General features: G+C 28.5%; 18 protein-coding genes. 12 read left to right on the top strand and 6 right to left on the bottom strand.

Features of this window, described 5'->3' with window-relative positions; genetic code table 11:
* The first annotated feature begins 36 nt into the window (after window positions 1–36).
* The 8 genes from KO506_RS09990 to KO506_RS09955 all read left to right on the top strand — a co-directional run bounded on the left by KO506_RS09990 (window position 37) and on the right by KO506_RS09955 (window position 8,330).
* Window positions 37–3,165 (top strand): TonB-dependent receptor, encoded by a 3,129-nt coding sequence (locus tag KO506_RS09990; protein WP_215994765.1) that lies wholly within the window; start codon window positions 37–39, stop codon window positions 3,163–3,165.
* Window positions 3,166–3,226: 61 nt separating this feature from the next.
* Window positions 3,227–3,694, top strand: coding sequence for a DUF6495 family protein (locus KO506_RS09985; protein ID WP_215994764.1), 468 nt, complete (start codon window positions 3,227–3,229; stop codon window positions 3,692–3,694).
* Window positions 3,695–3,837: 143 nt separating this feature from the next.
* A complete protein-coding gene (locus tag KO506_RS09980; RefSeq protein WP_215994763.1) occupies window positions 3,838–4,251 on the top strand; it encodes a response regulator in 414 nt (137 codons plus the stop codon).
* Between the two features lie 230 nt (window positions 4,252–4,481).
* Window positions 4,482–5,621: an FIST signal transduction protein gene (locus tag KO506_RS09975; RefSeq protein WP_215994762.1), complete on the top strand. Its 1,140-nt coding sequence runs from the start codon at window positions 4,482–4,484 to the stop codon at window positions 5,619–5,621.
* The gene (locus tag KO506_RS09970; protein ID WP_215994761.1) at window positions 5,621–6,667 is read left to right on the top strand and encodes a sensor histidine kinase; all 1,047 of its coding nucleotides are present in this window, start codon (window positions 5,621–5,623) and stop codon (window positions 6,665–6,667) included. The genes KO506_RS09975 and KO506_RS09970 overlap by 1 nt, the downstream gene beginning before the upstream one ends.
* Before the next feature lie 2 nt (window positions 6,668–6,669).
* Window positions 6,670–6,993: an Hpt domain-containing protein gene (locus tag KO506_RS09965; RefSeq protein ID WP_215994760.1), complete on the top strand. Its 324-nt coding sequence runs from the start codon at window positions 6,670–6,672 to the stop codon at window positions 6,991–6,993.
* A gap of 14 nt (window positions 6,994–7,007) precedes the next feature.
* Window positions 7,008–7,712 (top strand): LytR/AlgR family response regulator transcription factor, encoded by a 705-nt coding sequence (locus KO506_RS09960; RefSeq protein WP_215994759.1) that lies wholly within the window; start codon window positions 7,008–7,010, stop codon window positions 7,710–7,712.
* Between the two features lie 345 nt (window positions 7,713–8,057).
* The gene (locus tag KO506_RS09955) at window positions 8,058–8,330 is read left to right on the top strand and encodes an STAS domain-containing protein (RefSeq protein WP_215994758.1); all 273 of its coding nucleotides are present in this window, start codon (window positions 8,058–8,060) and stop codon (window positions 8,328–8,330) included.
* Between the two features lie 7 nt (window positions 8,331–8,337).
* Here the strand turns inward: KO506_RS09955 and KO506_RS09950 are convergent, their stop codons facing one another.
* Window positions 8,338–9,021, bottom strand: coding sequence for an SIR2 family NAD-dependent protein deacylase (locus KO506_RS09950; protein WP_215994757.1), 684 nt, complete (start codon window positions 9,019–9,021; stop codon window positions 8,338–8,340).
* A gap of 65 nt (window positions 9,022–9,086) precedes the next feature.
* Between KO506_RS09950 and KO506_RS09945 the strand changes: the two genes are divergently transcribed.
* Together KO506_RS09945 and KO506_RS09940 are read left to right on the top strand one after the other, a co-directional pair.
* Window positions 9,087–9,767 (top strand): TrmH family RNA methyltransferase, encoded by a 681-nt coding sequence (locus KO506_RS09945; RefSeq protein ID WP_215994756.1) that lies wholly within the window; start codon window positions 9,087–9,089, stop codon window positions 9,765–9,767.
* The gene (locus KO506_RS09940; protein WP_215994755.1) at window positions 9,764–10,354 is read left to right on the top strand and encodes a YdeI/OmpD-associated family protein; all 591 of its coding nucleotides are present in this window, start codon (window positions 9,764–9,766) and stop codon (window positions 10,352–10,354) included. The genes KO506_RS09945 and KO506_RS09940 overlap by 4 nt, the downstream gene beginning before the upstream one ends.
* Window positions 10,355–10,393: 39 nt before the next feature.
* On the opposite strand, the gene KO506_RS09935 is transcribed toward KO506_RS09940, so the two are convergent.
* Genes KO506_RS09935 through tsaE form a run of 3 tightly spaced genes read right to left on the bottom strand, consistent with a single transcriptional unit; the run spans window position 10,394 to window position 12,422 of the window.
* Window positions 10,394–10,762: a DUF4258 domain-containing protein gene (locus KO506_RS09935; RefSeq protein WP_215994754.1), complete on the bottom strand. Its 369-nt coding sequence runs from the start codon at window positions 10,760–10,762 to the stop codon at window positions 10,394–10,396.
* Between the two features lie 48 nt (window positions 10,763–10,810).
* Window positions 10,811–12,007: an alanine dehydrogenase gene (locus KO506_RS09930; protein WP_215994753.1), complete on the bottom strand. Its 1,197-nt coding sequence runs from the start codon at window positions 12,005–12,007 to the stop codon at window positions 10,811–10,813.
* A 7-nt stretch (window positions 12,008–12,014) separates the two neighbouring features.
* On the bottom strand, window positions 12,015–12,422 hold the full coding sequence (tsaE, locus tag KO506_RS09925; protein WP_215994752.1) for a tRNA (adenosine(37)-N6)-threonylcarbamoyltransferase complex ATPase subunit type 1 TsaE: 408 nt from the start codon (window positions 12,420–12,422) through the stop codon (window positions 12,015–12,017).
* A 178-nt stretch (window positions 12,423–12,600) separates the two neighbouring features.
* Here tsaE and KO506_RS09920 point away from each other — a divergent pair, with 178 nt between their 5' ends.
* A complete protein-coding gene (locus KO506_RS09920; protein ID WP_215994751.1) occupies window positions 12,601–16,986 on the top strand; it encodes a BspA family leucine-rich repeat surface protein in 4,386 nt (1,461 codons plus the stop codon).
* A gap of 7 nt (window positions 16,987–16,993) precedes the next feature.
* Window positions 16,994–17,161, top strand: a complete 168-nt coding sequence (locus KO506_RS09915; RefSeq protein ID WP_215994750.1) for a hypothetical protein — start codon at window positions 16,994–16,996, stop codon at window positions 17,159–17,161.
* Between the two features lie 75 nt (window positions 17,162–17,236).
* On the opposite strand, the gene KO506_RS09910 is transcribed toward KO506_RS09915, so the two are convergent.
* A complete protein-coding gene (locus KO506_RS09910; protein WP_215994749.1) occupies window positions 17,237–17,806 on the bottom strand; it encodes a DUF1287 domain-containing protein in 570 nt (189 codons plus the stop codon).
* A 22-nt stretch (window positions 17,807–17,828) separates the two neighbouring features.
* Window positions 17,829–19,376 carry a bifunctional response regulator/alkaline phosphatase family protein gene (locus KO506_RS09905; protein ID WP_215994748.1) on the bottom strand — a complete coding sequence of 516 codons (1,548 nt, stop codon included), beginning with the start codon at window positions 19,374–19,376 and terminating at the stop codon, window positions 17,829–17,831.
* Between the last annotated feature and the right edge of the window lie 76 nt (window positions 19,377–19,452).

Below are 19,452 nucleotides of genomic sequence, written 5' to 3'. Positions count from 1 at the left end.
GCTTATTTTTGTGGTAAATTCAAATAAAATCATAAAATGAAAAAAAGATTACTTTTAATGTTGTCTTTAATTTTATTAGTAATTGGTTACTCAAGTGCCCAAGTTACTACCTCTAAAATTAAAGGACTAGTTACAGACAATGCTGGTGAACCGCTTTTAGGAGCAACAATATCAGTTTTACATGAGCCTACAGGTACATTAACAGGTACAACTGCCCAAGATAATGGTAGATTTACTGTTATTAATTTAAGAGTAGGTGGGCCTTATAAAGTAACATTTAGTTATTTAGGTTTTAAACCTCAAGTAGTAGAAAATGTATTTTTACTTTTAGGTAAAACTACAGTTATTAATGGTAAATTGGCAGAAGAGGGCCAAGCTTTAGATGAAATTGTAATTTCATCATCTAAAAATAAAACTTTTAATAGCGATAGAACTGGTGCACAAACTAGTGTTTCTGCTACTCAATTAAAAATTTTACCAACCATATCTAGGTCTTCATCAGATTTTACACGTTTAGAGCCATCTGCAAGTGGTAATTCTTTTGGAGGGAGAAACGACCAATTCAATAATTTTTCTTTGGATGGTGCTATTTTTAACAATCCTTTTGGTTTAGATGCTCCAACTCCTGGAGGTCAAACTGGTTCACAGCCAATTTCATTAGATGCCATAGATCAAATTTCTGTATCTACTGCACCATATGATGTAACTTTATCTGGTTTTACAGGTGCTTCCGTAAATGCAGTTACCAAAAGTGGTACAAACGAATTTAAAGGAACTGTTTATGGTTTTTACAGAAACGAAGACTTAACAGGTAGTAAAGTAAATGGAGACAATATATTTGTGCCAGAATTATCGCAAAGTCAAGTAGGTTTTAGTATTGGTGGCCCAATTATTAAAGACAAGTTATTTTTCTTTGCAAATTTTGAAAAAGATGAACGTAAAGATTTAGGACAAAGTTGGGTAGCAAATACAGGTTCTGGAGCAATTAATGAATCTAGAGTTTTAGAACAAGATTTAATTGATGTTAGAGATGCTTTATTAGGTATAGGTTACGATCCTGGAACTTATGAAGGTTATACACATCAAACAGAATCTATAAAAGGTATTTTAAAGTTAGATTGGAACATAAATGATAATAATCGTTTGGCTTTTATCTATAATTTTTTAGATGCATCTAAAGATAAACCAGCTCATCCAACAGCAATCAACAGAAGGGGTCCAGATTTTAATACTTTACAATTCGAAAATTCTGGATACAGAATCAATAACATATTAAATTCTTTTCAGTTAGAAGTAAATTCAACTTTATCTGATAATGTATCAAATAAATTACAAGTAGGTTATTCTCATTTCGAAGATTCAAGAGATCCATTTTCTGCTCCTGCTCCAGTAATTAACATTTATAAAAACGGATCACCTTATATTATAGCTGGTCACGAACCATTTTCTATCAATAATAAGTTAGATCAAAAAGTTATTCAATTAACAAATAATATGAGCTTTTTTCAAGGAGATCATACTTATACAGTTGGTTTTTCTTTTGAAAAGTTTATGTTCGAAAATTCATTTAACTTAAAAGGTTATGGTTTTGATGTTTTTGGTAGTGTAGATATTGCTGATTTTGATGCTAATAATTATGCTGCTGCATTGGCTGCTGCTCAAACCACTTTTAATGATAGAAATAGTTTAGAAGATGGTGTTGATGGTGGTTGGAATTTAGCTGAAATGAATTTTGGTCAATTAGCTTTTTATGTACAAGATGAATGGGAAATAAGCAACAATTTTAAATTAACTTATGGTATAAGATTCGATAAACCTTTGTTTTTTAATACTTCAGAATTAGCTCAAAAATTTATTGATACAGAGAATTCTGAGTGGTTTGTTCCAGATATTGAGTATTATGATCCAGCAGATGGAGAAGCTTACGTTTTCGATTCTACAGAAATGCCTTCTAATCAATGGTTAATTTCACCAAGAGTTGGTTTTAATTGGGATACTAATGGTGATGCTAGTTTACAAATTAGAGGAGGAACAGGTTTATTTACAGGTCGTTTACCTTTTGTTTGGATAGGTAACCAAGTAAGTGGTTCTGATGTTTTCTTTTACCAAGTAGTAGATCCAGATTTTAAATTTCCACAAGTTTGGAGAACAAATATAGGTGTAGATAAACGTTTAGAAAATGGTGTAGTTTTAACTACAGACATCTCTTACACAAAAGATATAAATGGAGTTCACGTACAAAACTGGGGGTTAAAAACGCCAACAGGTACTTTAGCAGGTGTAGACAATAGACCAGTTTATTTAGCAGAAGATCATGCAACTTCATTTTTAGGAAATGCAAATGCTTATACTTTAACAAATTCTGATAAAGGTAGAATCTGGAATGCTTCTTTTAAAGCACAAAAAACTTTTGATGATGGTTTATATACAAGTTTAGCTTATAATTACTTAAATGCAAAAGATGTGAACTCAATTGAAGCAGAAATTACAGGAGATGCGTTTGCATTTAATCCTGCTTTAAACAATGTAAATGACGAGCAATTAAGCTATTCTAAATACGGAGACACTCATCGTTTTATTGGTGTGGCTAGTAAAAAATGGACTTATGGTACAGAAGATAAATGGGCAACTACGTTAACTGCATTTTTTGAGTATGCACAAGGTGGTCGTTTTAATTATACTTATGGTGGAGATATTAATGGTGATGGAGCAGCTGGTAACGATTTAATCTATATACCAACAACTGATGAAATTTCTCAAATGCAATTCTCTGAAGCTGGTCAAGGAGATGCTTTTGATACTTTTATAGCTCAAGATGATTATTTAAGTGGTAGAAGAGGACAATATGCAGAAAGATATGGAGCTTTAGCACCTTGGAGAGGTAGATGGGATATTAAATTTTTACAAGACTTAAATATAAATGTTAGTAATGGTAAAACCAATACCATTCAATTTAGTATAGATATTTTAAACTTTGGTAACTTATTAAGCTCTAAATGGGGTTTAATTCAACAACCAAACAGTGTTCAACCAATTGGTATTAGTTTTGATGCTGCTGGTGCACCAGTTTATACTTTTGATGGAACACAAACTAGTACATTTGGTTATTCGTCTAATTTAGATTCACGTTGGCAAGCACAAGTTGGTTTACGTTATATTTTCTAAACGAATAAATTTTTAAGATATTTGAACCGCCCAAAATTGGGCGGTTTTTTTATAGATACATATGAAATACAGACAACTTACTAAAGAACAATTTGAAAGCTTACATAGTGAATTTGCACACTTTTTAGCTACACAAAGTATAGATGTAAAAGAATGGGATAAAATTAAAAAAGAAAAACCAGAAGTTGCAGAAGAGGAAATGAATATTTTTTCTGATATTGTTTGGGATGATGTGTTAAGTAAAACAAATTATTTAGAACACTTTTCTGAAACATCAGTAAATTTATTTAAATGCGATCAACAAGAGGTTCATAGAATAGCAATTAAGGTAAATTGGGATATTAATTTATTGAAAAAAGAAGGTTTTGAGTGGTTAATGAAAAATCCTTTAGATAATTCTGTAGATATTTTTAAAGGTTCTAAACCATATAATCCAAAGAGAAATGAAGAGATTTTTGACTTAATTGAAAAAGGAAGTGCAATCTCTAAAGGAGAAATTTTTGAGTATTTTAGTCAATTGATTAAATAAATTAGTTTTAGATAAAAACAGCTTATCGACACTTTTTTGTGTTTTAACCTAAGTTTTTAACGTTTAAACAAGCATTACCTAAAAATAACTTAACTTTAAACTTATTTTGTATATTGATAACTCCTTATAATGTTATAGCTGAAATGGAAAATATTTTAAAAGTTTTATTGGTAGAAGATAATTTAATCGAAATAATGAAAATGAAGAGAACCATTTCATTATTAAAATTAAAACATACAATTCACGAAGCTAAAAACGGAGAAGAAGCTTTACAGTTTTTAGAAGACAAAGCTAATATTCCAGATATTATTCTATTAGATCTTAATATGCCTAAAATAAACGGTATTGAGTTTTTAAAAATTATTAAGGCAGATGATGATTTAAAACACATTCCTACAATTATTTTAACTACATCTAGTAACCAAAAAGATTTGCTAGAATGTTATAGAACAGGAATGTCTGGTTATGTTTTAAAACCATTAAAATACGAAGATTATGTTAAGAAAATTGAAACAGTTTTAGCTTATTGGAGTGTTAATGAATTAAGAAAATTATAGATTTATAGTTATAAATAAAACTAAATTTTAAAATATCAGATTATAATCATTTAAAATGTTTTCTTTTTATTATATCTATAATAAGTTAAATTGTATTTAAAACATAATTATAAATATTCTGTTGAATTTGGTTTAATAATTGCTAAAAAGATTGTAAATTTAAACCAACCCATTTTGTAATTTAAAAATTATAGACATTAAATTTATTTTCACCCTCAAAAAATAAAGAAATGAAAACTGTTCAGTTAAAGAAAATCGGAAATGAAAATCTAAAGTATATATCAGAAGAAATTACTTTAAAAGAACCATTAGTTCTTGTATTTGGTAATAGATATATGTTACAAGATAAAAATATTTACGATGAAATAAAAACAGTTTTTCCAGATGGCCATTTAGTATTTGGCTCAACTTCAGGAGACATAACTTCAGAGTCTGTAGATGATGAATCTATAACCATTACAGCAATAGAATTTGAGAAAAGTAGTTTTGTTATTAAAACCACAAATGTTTTAAATAATGAAAACAAAATCAACAGTTTTAAAACAGGAAAAGAATTAATAGAACAATTACCTCAAGACAATTTAAAATATGTTTTTGTGGTTTCTGATGGTAGCTTTGTAAATGGTAGTCAATTAACCAAAGGTATGAATGCTGCTACAGATGATAATTTGTTGATTACAGGAGCTTTATGTGGTGATGGATCTAGATTTGAAATTACTTTAACATCTTACAATGAACTGCCAAAAGAAGGTAAAATTGTAGCCATTGGTTTATATGGTGATACTTTAGAAGTTTCATTTGCTACAAAAGGAGGATGGACACCTTTTGGACCAGAAAGAATTGTTACTAAATCTCAAGGCAATATTTTATATGAATTAGATGGGCAACCAGCTTTAGATTTATACAAAACTTATTTAGGAGAAAAAAGTAAAGAATTACCTGGAGCTGCATTATTATATCCTTTAAAAGTAAAATCTTCAGATGAAAAAAAATCAATTGTTAGAACTATTCTTAATATAAATGAAGAAAAAAACTCTATGATATTAGCTGGTGATATTTTTGAAGAATCAAAAGTTCAGTTAATGATGACAAATGTAGATAGTATAGTTAATGCAGCAGAATTAGGAGCTAGTAAAGCTTTAGAGTATAGGAATTCTAAACCAGAATTAGCAATTTTAGTAAGTTGTATTGGTAGAAAACTAGTTTTAGATCAAAGAGTAGAAGAAGAAGTAGAAGAAGTGTTAGAAGTTGTTGGGAAAGATGCTACAGTTTGTGGTTTATATTCTTATGGTGAAATAGCACCTTTTAATGATGAAGTAAATTGCCAATTACATAACCAAACTATGGCTATTACTCTAATTAGTGAATAATGAATTCTCTTTTAAAAAGACAAATAAGAAAATATTTACCTAAAGAATTACATGCCAACAAAGACTTGGAAGTGTTCTTAGATGCTGTAAATAGATCTTATATAACTTCAGAAGACCAATTTACAATGCTGCAGAGAGCAGCGTCTATTAGTTCTGAAGAACTTTTTGAATCGAATAAAAAATTAAAAAAAGAATCAGAATCACAGAAAGAAATTATTTCTAAATTAAATAATGTAATTAATAATTTAAAATTTTACGAATTAGAAGAAGTAAATAATCATGAAGATTCAGATTCTTTAAAGTTAGTAGATTTTATAGATAATCAAACAAAAGAGATTATCGAAATTAATAAACAGAAAGATAGATTAGTAGCTAATTTAGAGCAACAAAATCAAGAATTAAATGATTATGCTCACATGGTTTCACATGATTTAAAATCCCCACTACAAAGTATAGATGCTTTAACATGTTGGATTAAGGAAGATTATTATGAAAATTTAGGTGAAGGTGGTCGAGAAATTGTAAATTTAATTAAAGAAAATGTAGAAAAAATGGACACCCTTATTCAGGGTATTTTGCAATATTCTACAATAGGTAAAGCAGAAACAAAACGTTATAAAGTAGATTTAAATTCTTTAATAGATGATTTATCATTTACAATTGAAAATAAAAATGATATACCTGTTTCAATACCGGAAAAATTACCATTAATTTATGGAGATCAACATAGGTTAGAATTATTATTTTATCACTTAATAAGTAATGCTATTAAATTTAATGATAAAGGTGATGATGGGCTTGTAGATATTTTATTTTTTGATGAAGGTGATTTCTGGAAGTTTAAAATTAAAGATAATGGTAAAGGAATAGAAAAAGAATACTTCGAAACAATATTTGTTGCATTTCAAAAACTTGAAAACGATTACAAATCTACAGGTATTGGGCTATCTATTGTTAAAAAAATAGTTGAAGCTTACCATGGTAAAATTTGTTTAGAATCTGAACTAGGCAATGGAACAACATTTATATTTACTTTAAAAAAATAACTATGGAAAAACCAAATTTAGAATATATTGATAAGTTAGCTAGAGGAGATGAATCTATTAAAAATACCTTAATAGATGTTATTAAAACAGAGTTTCCTGATGAAGTAGAAGAATATAATAGTAGCATTGAAAAAAAAGATTTTAAAGAAATTGAAGATAATGTTCATCGAATTAAACATAAATTTAGTATTTTAGGACTTGAAACAAGTTACGAGAAGGCTAATGAGTTTGAAAAAAATCTTCGAGAACATAATTTAGATAATATGCAGAAAGAATATTTTGAACAAACATTATTAGATATCTCTTTATTTTTGAAAACAATTTAGACGCTTCCCCCTTCATGGATTGTATTGTTATTGATGATGAACAAATGGCAAGAGTTATTATAAGAACTCTTTGCAATGAAATAAAAAGAATAAATCTCGTTAAAGAATTTTCTGGGGCTATAGATGCTATGAAATATTTAAACGAAAACAGTGTAGATCTAATTTTTTTAGATATACACATGCCTAATTTTAGTGGTTTAGATTTTATAAAAACACTAAAAGACCCACCAAAAATAATTTTTACTACTTCAGATCCTAAATTTGCAATTCAAGCTTTTGAATATGATTTTATTGCAGATTACCTTTTAAAACCTATAGAACTGCCTCGTTTTGAAAAAGCAATTAGAAAAGCAGAAAAATTACAATTATCAGAATCTAAAGTTGAAACTAAAAAAGAAGCTGCCGTAAAAAATGATTTTTATGTAAATATTGATCGTAGATTAATTAAGATAGATTTGTCTACCATATATTTAATAAAAGCAAAAGGTGATTACATTGATATAAAAACTGAAGATAAAAATTATATAGTACATTCAACGCTAAAAAAGATTGAAGAAAAACTACCAGATTCTTTATTTTTAAAAGTTCATCGATCTTACATAATAAATGTAAAAAAGATAATAGATATAGAAGATAATAGCGTATTAATTAAAAAAGAAGTTATACCTGTAAGTAGATCTAATAGGCCAGAGTTAATGAAACGCTTAGATTTACTATAACTTTAATCGTATTAAAATATTCATTCATCGTAAGTAAATCTGATAAAAACGAAGATTTTACTTTTAAAATTAATTAATTTTTAATTTTATGATATAAATAAATATATCATGAGAGGAGTGTTCATTATTTTAGTTTCATTATTTGTAACTGCTTTAAATGTTAATTGTTATGGTAAGCTTAGTAATAAGAAACTGGAAAAGATTAAAACAGAAACAAAGAGAGAATTTAAAATAAAAAATTCAAAAAACTTAAAATTTAGTTTTGCATTTTTTAAACTAGTCAATTTTTCTTAAAACATCCTATATTATAAGAAATAGATTAATTAACCCTTAAATAAATATATTATGCCCCTACAAATCTCTAAAAAGAAAAGTGTTTATCATCTAAAAGGAAACGTAAACTCATTAAATGTTCCTAAATTTTTAACTTATTTTATCAATAAAATTGATAAAAAAAATAAAATTACTCTAAATATAGAAGAAGCTATAGAAATAGATAAAAATGGTTTAAATGCAATTCAGCATTTAATGACATTAGCTAGTTCTAAAGATAAAAACTTTTCTATAGTTGGTGGTGGTTGTAAAGAAATTTACGATCATTTTTATCAAGCAAGTTAATAAAAGCTTAACTGTTTAATATTTCAATTAACTCGTCTGTACCTTTACTAGCCACGTTTTTAATAATTGTTAAGTTATTAAAATTACTCTCAGAAACAGATGGTTTAGGATCTATAAAATATATAGGTATATTTTGCTGTGCGTAATTTATTAAACTCGCAGCAGGGTATACTTGCATAGAAGTACCTATAATAACCAAAATATCTGCCTTCTGTGTAATTTCTATGGCTTTATCTAACATTGGTACCATTTCTCCAAACCATACAATATGTGGTCTTAATTGGCTGTTATTTATACACAAATCGCCCAGAAATAAATCTTTGTGCCAATTTAAAACAAAAGTTTCATCAATAGAACTGCGTACTTTTAAGAGCTCGCCATGTAAATGAGTAACTTTTTTACTACCTGCTTTTTCGTGTAAATTATCTACATTTTGTGTTATTATTTCAACATCAAAATTGTTTTCTAATTCTACTAAATTTAAATGAGCTTTATTCGGTTTTACAGTTAATAATTGTTTTCTACGTTTATTATAAAAATCTAAAACTAATTCAGGGTTTGCTGCAAAACCTTTTGGTGAAGCAACTTCCATAACATCATGACCTTCCCATAAACCATCTGCATCTCTAAACGTTTCTATACCACTTTCTGCAGAAATTCCTGCACCAGTTAAAATAACAATTTTTTTCATTCACTAATTTTTTTAAAAAAAGACTAAGAGTATAAAAATAAGAATAAAATCATAATTTTGTATTTATGATTGATAAAAAACAATTAGAATATTTCGAAAGCTTTTTAACTGATAAAAGAAAGGATACCTTTAAAACCGTTTTAGAAAACAGAACTCGTCATTTCACAGTAGTTTTAGAAGATATATATCAACCTCATAATGCAAGTGCTGTTGTACGAACTTGCGATATTTTTGGTATTCAAGATTTGCATGTTATAGAAAATAGATACATAAATAGAGTTTCTAGATATGTAGCCAAAGGTTCTCAAAAATGGATTACTAGTCATCGTTATAAAACAGATGGAAATAATACTAAAAACTGTTTAGATAATTTAAAAGAAAAAGGATATCAAATTATTGCTACAACTCCTCATAGCGATTCTAATTTATTACACAATTTTGATTTTAACAAAAAATCTGCATTTATATTAGGAGCAGAAGCAGAAGGGGTTTCTGATTATGTAAAAGAAAATGCAGACGGATTTTTAAAAATACCAATGGTTGGTTTTACAGAAAGTTTAAATATTTCTGTAGCAGCAGCAATTATTTTACAAGATGTTACTACAAAACTTAGAAATTCTGAATTAGATTGGCAATTAACTAAAGAAGAAAAAGAAATTTTATATTATGATTGGGTAAAGAAAACCATTAAAAATATTGATAAAATTGAAGCTCATTATCTAGAAAATTTAAAAGATAAATTATGAATAAAATAGATGAATATATCTCTAAAAAAGAAAATTGGAAAACAGAATTAGAGTTGTTAAGATTTATAATTACTAATTTACCTTTAGATGAGACTATAAAATGGGGAGCACCAACTTATGTTTACAAAGGGAAAAACATTGTTGGTTTAGCAGCTTTTAAAGACTATTGTGGTTTATGGTTTTTTCAAGGAGCTTTATTAAAAGATAAACATAAAGTATTTATTAATGCACAAGAAGGCAAAACGAAAGCTATGTTGCAATGGCGTTTTAATAACTTAGAAGAAATTAATGCGAATTTAATAAAGGCTTACATTTTAGAAGCCATAGAAAATGTAAATGAAGGGAAGGAAATTAAAACTGATAGATCTAAAAAAGATGTTATTATACCAGATGAATTAGCTGAAAAATTATCTGAAAATAAAGTTCTAAAATCAAAATTTGAAAATTTTACAAATAGTAAACAACGAGAGTTTTGTGAATACATTTCATCAGCAAAAAGAGCAAAAACAAAACAAACTAGATTAGATAAAATTATTCCTTTAATATTAAATAACTTTGGTTTATATGATAAGTATAAGAATTGTTAAATAGTAATTATATCAAAAAAAACAACATTTATAGAAAACTTAATCTATAATAATCTTATCAATTGTTGCAGTAGAATCGCATCTGGTTATATATAGGTTTACATTTTCTAAATCCTTTTTACCAGTTATAACGTATTCTGCACAAGGTTTTTGCCTTGGTTTACTATTACCAAAATCTACATTACCATTATTTAAAATAGTTGAAATCTTAAGCGTATCAAGATTAGAGTTTTGCATAACTTTTTTAGCATCTTCAGAAAAAAAACGTTCTTTAATTCTGATGGTTTTTAATGTTCTAGCATCCATACCATAATCGAAAGATGCATTTTTCTTTTCCCAAAAAAAATACACTCCAATTGAGCTAATTGAAACTCCTAATAAAAAATACCCTAATCTTTTAATAAACATTCTAAAATTTTGAAGTGCAAATGTACTTTTTTACATTGAAAAAAGAGATTATATAATCAATAAATTAATATCTCTGTAAGGTATATCAAACCAATCAGCAACAGTTTTGTTGGTTAAAATTCCATGATAAAAGTACATTCCATTTCTTAAGCTTTTATCAAAACGTGCAGCATTTTCAAAACCACCTTCATCAGCAATATTTAATAAATATGGAGTAAATATATTACTTATAGAAACAGATGCTGTTCTTGCGTACCTAGAAGGTATGTTTGGTACACAATAATGTATTACACCGTGTTTTACAAAAGACGGATTTTTATGAGAAGTTACGCTAGATGTTTCAAAACAACCCCCTCTATCAATACTAACATCAACAATAACAGATCCTTCTTTCATGGTTTCTACCATTGTTTCAGTAGCACAAATTGGCGATCTGTTTTTACCTCTTATTGCACCAATTGCAACATCGCATCTCATTAATGCTTTTGCAACAGACTTTGGTTGAATTGTAGAGGTGTAAATAGGTGAATTTAAGCAATGTTGTAATTTTCTTAGCTTAGAGATAGAATTATCAAATACTTTTACTCTTGCACCCAAACCTAATGCTGTTTTTGCAGCAAATTCGCCAACAGTTCCTGCACCAAAAATAACTACGCTAGATGGTGGTACACCACCAATATTTCCTAAAAGTAAACCATTACCTTTATTGGCTCCGCTCATTAATTCTCCTGCAATTAGAATAGAGGCAATTCCTGCAATTTCGCTTAAAGATTTTACAACTGGGTAAGTATCATGATCGTCTTTTATATAATCAAAAGCAACAGCTGTAATTCTTTTTTTCTCTAAAAGTTCAAAATATTTTTTAGATTGAGTTTTTAGTTGAAGTGATGATATTAGTATAGTTTGCGGATTTATATACTCTATTTCTTTCTCTGATGGTGGAGCAACTTTTAAAACAATTTTGCATTTAAATGCTTCTTCTACATTATAAGAAATTTTTGCTCCAGCCTCTGAATATTCTTTGTCTGTGTAATTTGCACCATCACCAGCACCAGTTTCTACAACAATTCTATGCCCATTATTAGTTAATGCTGTTACTGCATCAGGAGTTAAACAAACTCGTTTTTCACCTAAATAAGATTCTTTAGGCAAACCAATAAATAATTCTCCTTTTTTCTTTTTAACCTCTAGCATTTCTGTTTGTGGCAATAATTCTTCTTTACTAAAAGGAGAAAATGAACTCATAGTTTGGTTATTTAAGTTTTATGTTACGTTGGTTGTCATCTAATGTAGTAAGATGAATTACAACAGCATCTAAAGGTAGTAAATTTTTGATATTTTCTGGCCATTCAATTAAACACCAATTATCAGAATAAAAATATTCTTCTACGCCCATATCTAAAGCTTCTTCTTCGTCATTAATTCTATAAAAATCAAAATGATAAACGATTTCATTTTTTTCTGATTGATACTCATTAACCAGTGAAAAAGTAGGAGAGGAGATGTTATCTAAAACCCCCAATTGTTTGCAAATTTCTTTAATTAGTGTTGTTTTACCAACCCCCATTTCTCCGTAAAATAATAGTGTTTTATTATTTACTGATGAGATAAGTTCTGATGCGATTTCAGATAAGTTATGTATAGAATAGTTTTTATTCATAGTAGCACAAAAATAGTGAAGTTATTGAATAAAAACAGATTTTGTCAAAATCTTAATTATTACATAAAAAAAAGTGATTTTCATAAAAATCAGTGAGTTGAAGTTTTTAAAATACCTATTAGTAGGTATTGTAATAATGTATTTATTATCAAATATTTGAAAAAATAAATATATAATTATGAAATTGAAATTACTTTTCACATTGCTATTTTTAACAGCAATAGAGATAGTTGGTCAGTGGACCCTAACTCAAAATAATCTTCTTGGAGATACGAATAGAGACGTATTTGGTAAGTCTGTGTCAATATCTGGTGATGGATCCAGAATTATTGTTGGTGCTCCACAAAATGATGGAGCTGAACATGGTAAAGGGTATATTAGAGTTTTCGATAAAAATACAGGGGAATATCTTCAATTAGGAAGCGATATAATAGGAGATAATCTTGGCGATGAATTTGGTTTTTCTGTAGATATTTCAAATGATGGAAATATAATTGCTGTAGGAGCACCTTTAAATGATGGAAGTACACCTTATAGTAATATTGGTTCTGTTAAAATATATCAATATATAAGTTCTAATTGGGTACAACTTGGTAGTGAAATTATTGGAGAAGCAACTGGCGATGAATTTGGTTATTCTGTTAGTTTAAATAGTACAGGTAATATCATTGCTATTGGTGCAAGAAGAAATGATACTGATGGAGTTGGATATGATAATGATGGACATGTTAAAGTTTATCAATTGGAAAGTGGGAATTGGTCTCAAATTGGAAATGATATTGATGGAACAGATGGGAAACAATATGGAGCGTCTGTAAGTATATCTGATGATGGAAATATTTTGGTAATGGGTTCACAAATAAATGGAGCAGGCGCAAAAGTGTTTGAAAATAATGCAGGAAATTGGCAACAAGTTGGTTCTGAATTATTAGGAGCAAGTAGTTCAGAAGGTTTTGGAAATGAGGTAGACATATCTGGCGATGGTGAAATAATAGCAATTGGAGCCCCTAATTCTAGTGGAACAGGGTACGTTAAGATATATAAAAAAAGTGCAGGGAGTTGGTCTCAGATAGGTGCCACTATTAGTAGTGATCAAGGCAGGGATAGTTTTGGGAAAAGCTTAAGCCTTTCTTTTGATGGGGATGTAATTGCAGTAGGTGCTCCTTTTAACAGCAATCCTTATTCAAATTCAGGTTCAGTTAAAATATTTATAAATGAAAACGATATATGGTCGCAAATAGACAATGAAATAGAGTCTATTGAGGCTAATGATTATCGACGACAAATAGGTAGCTCAGTAAGCCTATCTTCAAATGGTACGATTCTAGCAATTGGTGTTCCAGAATTAAATGGTACAGGATTTGGTAGTGCTGGCCCTGGAATGATAAGAGTGTATGAGAATGATAGTTTTATACCTAATCCTTTCATCACCAAATGGAAAACAACTGCTGCAAACGAACTTTTATGGATACCATTAACTAGCAATAGTAAAAACTTTACTATAGACTGGGGAGATGGTAATTCTGAATTTTTTGAATATTGGGGTAGTCCATATAATAATATAAGACATACTTATCAATCAGTAGGTGAATATATAATTAAAATTTCAGGTGAAGTTGCAGGTATAGAATTTACGTATTTAAGCAATGCTCAAAAACTATTAGAAGTATTAAACTGGGGTAATGTTGAGTGGTCTGAAAAATTGTCATTTGCCAAATGTACTAATATGGATATAACTGCTTTAGATACTCCTGATTTAACCAGTTTAACCAGTTTAGAAGAAGCTTTTTATACCTGTTATGCTTTAGTTGGAAACAACAGTTTTAAAAATTGGGATGTTTCTTCAATTACAAATATGCATAAAATGTTTGCAAATACGGATAATTTTAATCAAGATATTAGTACTTGGGATATAAGTAATGTTACAAATTTATCAAGTATGTTCTATTCTTCTAAGGTTTTTAACCAAAATATTGGAAGTTGGGATACAAATAAGGTAGCAGATATGTCAGAGATATTTTCTTATGCTACCAATTTTAATCAAGATATTGGAAATTGGGACACAAGTAAAGTTACAGATATGTCAGAAATGTTTTATAATGCTACTAATTTTAATCAAGATATTGGAGGATGGGATACTAGTAGTGTAAGTGGTATATCTAGTGTATTCACAGACGCTATGTATAGAATGTTTAATGGAGCAATAAAATTTAATCAAGATATCAGTTCTTGGGATACTAGCAAGGTAACTAGTATGATGGGAATGTTTTCTGGAGCTACAAGTTTTAATCAAAATTTAGGAGTTTGGGATATTAGCAATGTCGTCTATGTTGAAGAGATGTTTTCTGGAGCAATAAATTTTAATCAAGATATTAGTTCTTGGGATATTTCAAAAGTTACTTCATTAGCAAATATATTTAAAGGAGCTACTAAATTTAATAAAAATTTAAATTCTTGGGATACAAGTAGTATCACTTTTATGTCTGGTGTTTTTTCTGGGGCAACAAATTTTAACCAAGATATCAGTTCATGGGATACAAGTAATGTTACTTATATGACAAGAATGTTTGAAGAAGCAACTAGTTTTAATCAAGATATCAGTTCATGGGATGTGGGTGAGGTAAAATATATGGCATCTATGTTTGAAGGAGCAACCAATTTTAATCAAAATATTAGTAATTGGCAAGTTGATAAATGTTTGGATACAAAAGAGATGTTTTTAAATGCTAACAGTTTTAACCAAGATTTGAGTAATTGGAATATTGGTAAGGTTTATACAATGCTTTCAATGTTTGATAACTCAGGAATCTCTGTAATTAATTATGACAAAACTCTTAAAGGTTGGAGTGCATTATCTTCTTTAAAATCTAATATTAATTTAGGAGCATTAAATATAAATTATTGTAATTCAGAAACAGAAAGAACAAAATTAATCAATGATTACAATTGGACATTTACAGGCGATAGTAAAGACTGCTCTTCCATAAATACTCCAACAAATGTAGATGGTATGTGGAACGATCCTGCAAACTGGTCTAATGGTGTTGTGCCCTCAGCAACAGACAATGTTGTAATTCCTGCAACAACAACCTTACAAATAAGTGCAGATATATCTGAGGTAAACTCTTTGGAAAATGAAGGAACTATTATTATCAACCCAACCTTTTCCTTAAAATCTATGAGTAATATGGTAAATAATGGTACTATTGTTATGGATTCAGATAATGGAGATAGTTCAGTTTTATTTATTGAAGGTACATCTACAGGAGAAGTTGTTTATAAACGAGGAGGTTTAAAAGCTAATAAATGGAGTTTAGTTACACCTCCAGTTTCTGGGCAAAAAATAAAAGAATTTGCTACAAATACAGACAATGATATTCGTACTAACGAAACCGTTTCTCCTGTACGTTATGCTGTTGGTTTTTATGATGATGCTCAGGACGATGGTAATGAATGGGTGTATTATGATACTACTATAGATGAAAATCAAACCTTTACAGCTGGACAAAGTTATGCGATATCTAGAGCTACAGATGGTGCTGTTAGTTTTACAGGTACTTTAACTACAAGTAACTTAACAAGAACGTTACAACCAGGTGAGTGGAATGCGATTGGTAATCCGTTTACAACCTATTATCCTGCAAATAAAAATGGAGCAAGTAGTTTTATAAATGATAATTATGATATTCTAGATGATAATTTTAAAGGAATTTATGTTTGGGATAATACTCAAAATAAATATGTTGCTGCTAGTGAAACTGACATAGAAAATAAATCGTTAACACCTGGTCAAGGTTTCTTTATTAAAGTAAAAGAAGGCGAATTTGAAATTGATTTTAATGAAGCCAAACGTACTTTAAAACCTGTAACAGGTGATACCGATTTTAATAAAACACAACAAAAATATATTCAACTTTTTGCGGACAATGGTAGCAATAAAGTTGAAACTAATATCAAGTTTTTTGAAAACGCAACCAATGGATTTGATGTAGGTTTAGATATTGGTAATTTTGATGCTACTTTCGATTTATTTACAAAATTGGTCGATTTTAGTAATGCTAAAAACTATACAATTCAATCATTACCAAACGAGTTAAATGAAGATATGATAATTCCGTTAGGTGTTTCAGCAAGTAATATGGAGGTGGTTTTTTCTGCAAAGCATTTAAATTTAGAACCATCAACAAGTTTATATTTAGAAGATAAGTTTGCAAAATCATTTGTAGATATTACCAACGAAAATGATATTTATACAGTTAATTTTAGTGATTCTGATATTACTAAAGATAGATTTTACTTACATATTTTACCAAACAAATCTCTTAATATAGAAAGTAATATTTACGATAATTTAAAGGTGTATTCCAATAATAAAATACTGTATGTAAGAGGTTTAAAAGCAGTTTCAAAAATGGAAATTATAAATACAATTGGTCAAAAAGTTTTTGTTAAGTCTTTGAATTCAGATGAAGATTTAAATTTATCAAACTTAACAACAGGTGTTTATATGATCAAATTAAATTCGAACAATGGTAATTATGTAAAAAAAGTAATTTTAAAATAAAAACATTATGAAAAATAAAGATAATAAAGAGATTACAAGAAAAGAAGCAATTAAGAAAATAGGAAATTATTCTAAATATGCAGCTTTAACAGCTATTGGAACATATTTAATTTTAAATCCTAAAAAAGCTCAAGCTTTTAGTGCTGCACCCACAGATTTAGGAACAGGATTCTAATTATAATTCATTAGAAAAGTTAAAAAGAGGAACAATTATGTTCCTCTTTTTTATTGATACTATTTAAAAATGCTTTCAATTCAAATATCTATAATGACCAATAATCTTAAACCTAAACAAACAATCTTCTAAAACTTGTCCAGAACCAATATTATGGACAATTAAAAACCGTTGATTGTCTTTAGATCTTTTATTCACTAAAATTCCTGTATGTGTAATTGCACCACCCAAATTCCAACAAATTATATCACCAGGTTTGTAATCATTTGGGTTTTTAGTAATTGGTTTTACAACTCCTTTTCTAGAAAAGAAAGTCATTAAATTTGGTACTCTTCTATGGTCTATATTTTTATCAGTATTTTTTAATCCCCAAATTTTAGGATAGAGATTAAAGTTATTCTTCATATCTAAATGAACTTCCTTTTGTAAATCAATACCTAATTTTCGGTAAGCTCTTATAATTACATCTGTACAAACACCTTTCCCTTTAGGTACATCTCCATTTGGGTAAGCAATAGAAAAATAACTAGGGTCGTAAACTACGTTGTCTTTTGTTAATTCTAAAGCAGCATTAGAAAGTTTGTCTTCTTGAGCAAAAGAAATTTGAATTAAACTTATAAATAAAATTAAAAATAACTTTTTCATTAATTTTGACTACTGACTACTTTTATTTCGGACTATAAACAGCACAAGGTATAATAACTTCTTCTAAAGAAACACCTCCATGTTGATAAGTGTTTTTGTAATATTTTACGAAGTGATTAAAGTTATTTGGGTACGCAAAAAACAAATCTTCTTTCGCAAAAATAAACGGACTATTCATAGCCACTGTTGGTAAAAATATGTCTTTAGGATTACGAACTGCAAAAACATCTTTATCTTCATAACTCAAACTTCTACCCGTTTTATAACGTAAATTAGAGCTGATATTTTTATCGCCAATTACTTTTGTAGGATGTTTACAGTTAATTGTTCCATGATCTGTAGTAATAATTAATTTCTGCCCTAAATTTTGAGCTTTCTGAATAATTTCGAACAAAGGTGAATTCTTAAACCAACTTAAAGTTAAACTTCTATACGCTTTATCATCGCCAGCCAACTCTTTAATCACTTCCATTTCTGTTTTAGAGTGTGAAAGCATATCAACAAAGTTATAAACAACTGTTGTTAAGTCGTTTTGTTTTGTTCCGTTAAAATTATCCGCTAATTCTTTACCGCTTTTTAAAGAAGTAATTTTGTAATATTCGTGTTTAATATTTAAACTTAATCTTTTTATTTGGGCAGATAAAAATTCATCCTCAAACATATTCATTCCACCTTCATCAGTATCATTTTTCCAAAAATTTGGATGACGTTTTTCCATTTCTGATGGCATTAAGCCAGAAAAAATGGCATTTCTTGCATATTGAGTTGCTGTTGGCAGAATAGAAAAATAAGAATATTCTTCGTCTTTTTTGTAATGATTGTTAATCAATGGTTCTAAAATTCTGTATTGATCGTAACGTAAATTATCAATCACAACCCATAAAACGCCTTGATTTTTATTTAATTCTGGCACTACATAATCTTTAAATAGAGTATGTGAAAAAGTAGGTTTATCATGAGCCGTTAAAAAATCTTCATAATTCTTTTTGATAAATTTAAAAAACTGATTGTTAGCTTCTTGTTTTTGACTTTCTAAAATGCCTAACATTCCAGGGTCACTAATGTTTTCTAACTCTAATTCCCAGTGAATTAGTTTTTTATATAAATCAATCCATTCCTCGTAAGAATTTACCATTGCCAAATCCATAGAAATTTTTCGAAACTCTTGCTGATAACTAGAAGTTGTTTTTTCAGAAACCAAACGAGAATGATCTAAATTTTTCTTTAAGCTCAATAAAATCTGATTCGGATTTACAGGTTTAATTAAATAATCAGCAATTTTAGAACCTATGGCTTCTTCCATAATATACTCTTCTTCGCTTTTTGTAATCATTACAACAGGTAAATTTGCCTGTTTTTGTTTAATTTCTCCAAGTGTATCCAAGCCAGTTAAGCCAGGCATATTTTCATCTAAAAAAACAATATCAAAATTCGTTTCATCAACTAAATCAATAGCATCAGCACCATTTGTACAAGTTGTAACTTTATAGTTTTTACGTTCTAGAAAAAGAATATGAGGCTTTAATAATTCGATTTCATCATCCACCCATAAAATTTGTATGCTACTCATATATTTTTAAATTTTAATTTTCAATGTTAAATGTACCATTTTGTTATATTTTTCTGTAGGTTAAAATGATAAAATA

The sequence above is a fragment of the Polaribacter vadi genome (assembly GCF_018861005.1).
Lineage (GTDB): Bacteria > Bacteroidota > Bacteroidia > Flavobacteriales > Flavobacteriaceae > Polaribacter > Polaribacter vadi_A.
This window is presented reverse-complemented; position numbering and strand designations above follow the sequence as displayed.

Excerpts from the sequence above, each read along its gene's own strand:
- KO506_RS09990 (WP_215994765.1), top strand. The coding sequence starts at position 37 with ATGAAAAAAAGATTACTTTTAATGTTGTCTTTAATTTTATTAGTAATT.
- KO506_RS09985 (WP_215994764.1), top strand. The coding sequence starts at position 3,227 with ATGAAATACAGACAACTTACTAAAGAACAATTTGAAAGCTTACATAGT.
- KO506_RS09980 (WP_215994763.1), top strand. The coding sequence starts at position 3,838 with ATGGAAAATATTTTAAAAGTTTTATTGGTAGAAGATAATTTAATCGAA.
- KO506_RS09975 (WP_215994762.1), top strand. The coding sequence starts at position 4,482 with ATGAAAACTGTTCAGTTAAAGAAAATCGGAAATGAAAATCTAAAGTAT.
- KO506_RS09970 (WP_215994761.1), top strand. The coding sequence starts at position 5,621 with ATGAATTCTCTTTTAAAAAGACAAATAAGAAAATATTTACCTAAAGAA.
- KO506_RS09965 (WP_215994760.1), top strand. The coding sequence starts at position 6,670 with ATGGAAAAACCAAATTTAGAATATATTGATAAGTTAGCTAGAGGAGAT.
- KO506_RS09960 (WP_215994759.1), top strand. The coding sequence starts at position 7,008 with ATGGATTGTATTGTTATTGATGATGAACAAATGGCAAGAGTTATTATA.
- KO506_RS09955 (WP_215994758.1), top strand. The coding sequence starts at position 8,058 with ATGCCCCTACAAATCTCTAAAAAGAAAAGTGTTTATCATCTAAAAGGA.
- KO506_RS09950 (WP_215994757.1), bottom strand. The coding sequence starts at position 9,021 with ATGAAAAAAATTGTTATTTTAACTGGTGCAGGAATTTCTGCAGAAAGT.
- KO506_RS09945 (WP_215994756.1), top strand. The coding sequence starts at position 9,087 with ATGATTGATAAAAAACAATTAGAATATTTCGAAAGCTTTTTAACTGAT.
- KO506_RS09940 (WP_215994755.1), top strand. The coding sequence starts at position 9,764 with ATGAATAAAATAGATGAATATATCTCTAAAAAAGAAAATTGGAAAACA.
- KO506_RS09935 (WP_215994754.1), bottom strand. The coding sequence starts at position 10,762 with ATGTTTATTAAAAGATTAGGGTATTTTTTATTAGGAGTTTCAATTAGC.
- KO506_RS09930 (WP_215994753.1), bottom strand. The coding sequence starts at position 12,007 with ATGAGTTCATTTTCTCCTTTTAGTAAAGAAGAATTATTGCCACAAACA.
- tsaE (WP_215994752.1), bottom strand. The coding sequence starts at position 12,422 with ATGAATAAAAACTATTCTATACATAACTTATCTGAAATCGCATCAGAA.
- KO506_RS09920 (WP_215994751.1), top strand. The coding sequence starts at position 12,601 with ATGAAATTGAAATTACTTTTCACATTGCTATTTTTAACAGCAATAGAG.
- KO506_RS09915 (WP_215994750.1), top strand. The coding sequence starts at position 16,994 with ATGAAAAATAAAGATAATAAAGAGATTACAAGAAAAGAAGCAATTAAG.
- KO506_RS09910 (WP_215994749.1), bottom strand. The coding sequence starts at position 17,806 with ATGAAAAAGTTATTTTTAATTTTATTTATAAGTTTAATTCAAATTTCT.
- KO506_RS09905 (WP_215994748.1), bottom strand. The coding sequence starts at position 19,376 with ATGAGTAGCATACAAATTTTATGGGTGGATGATGAAATCGAATTATTA.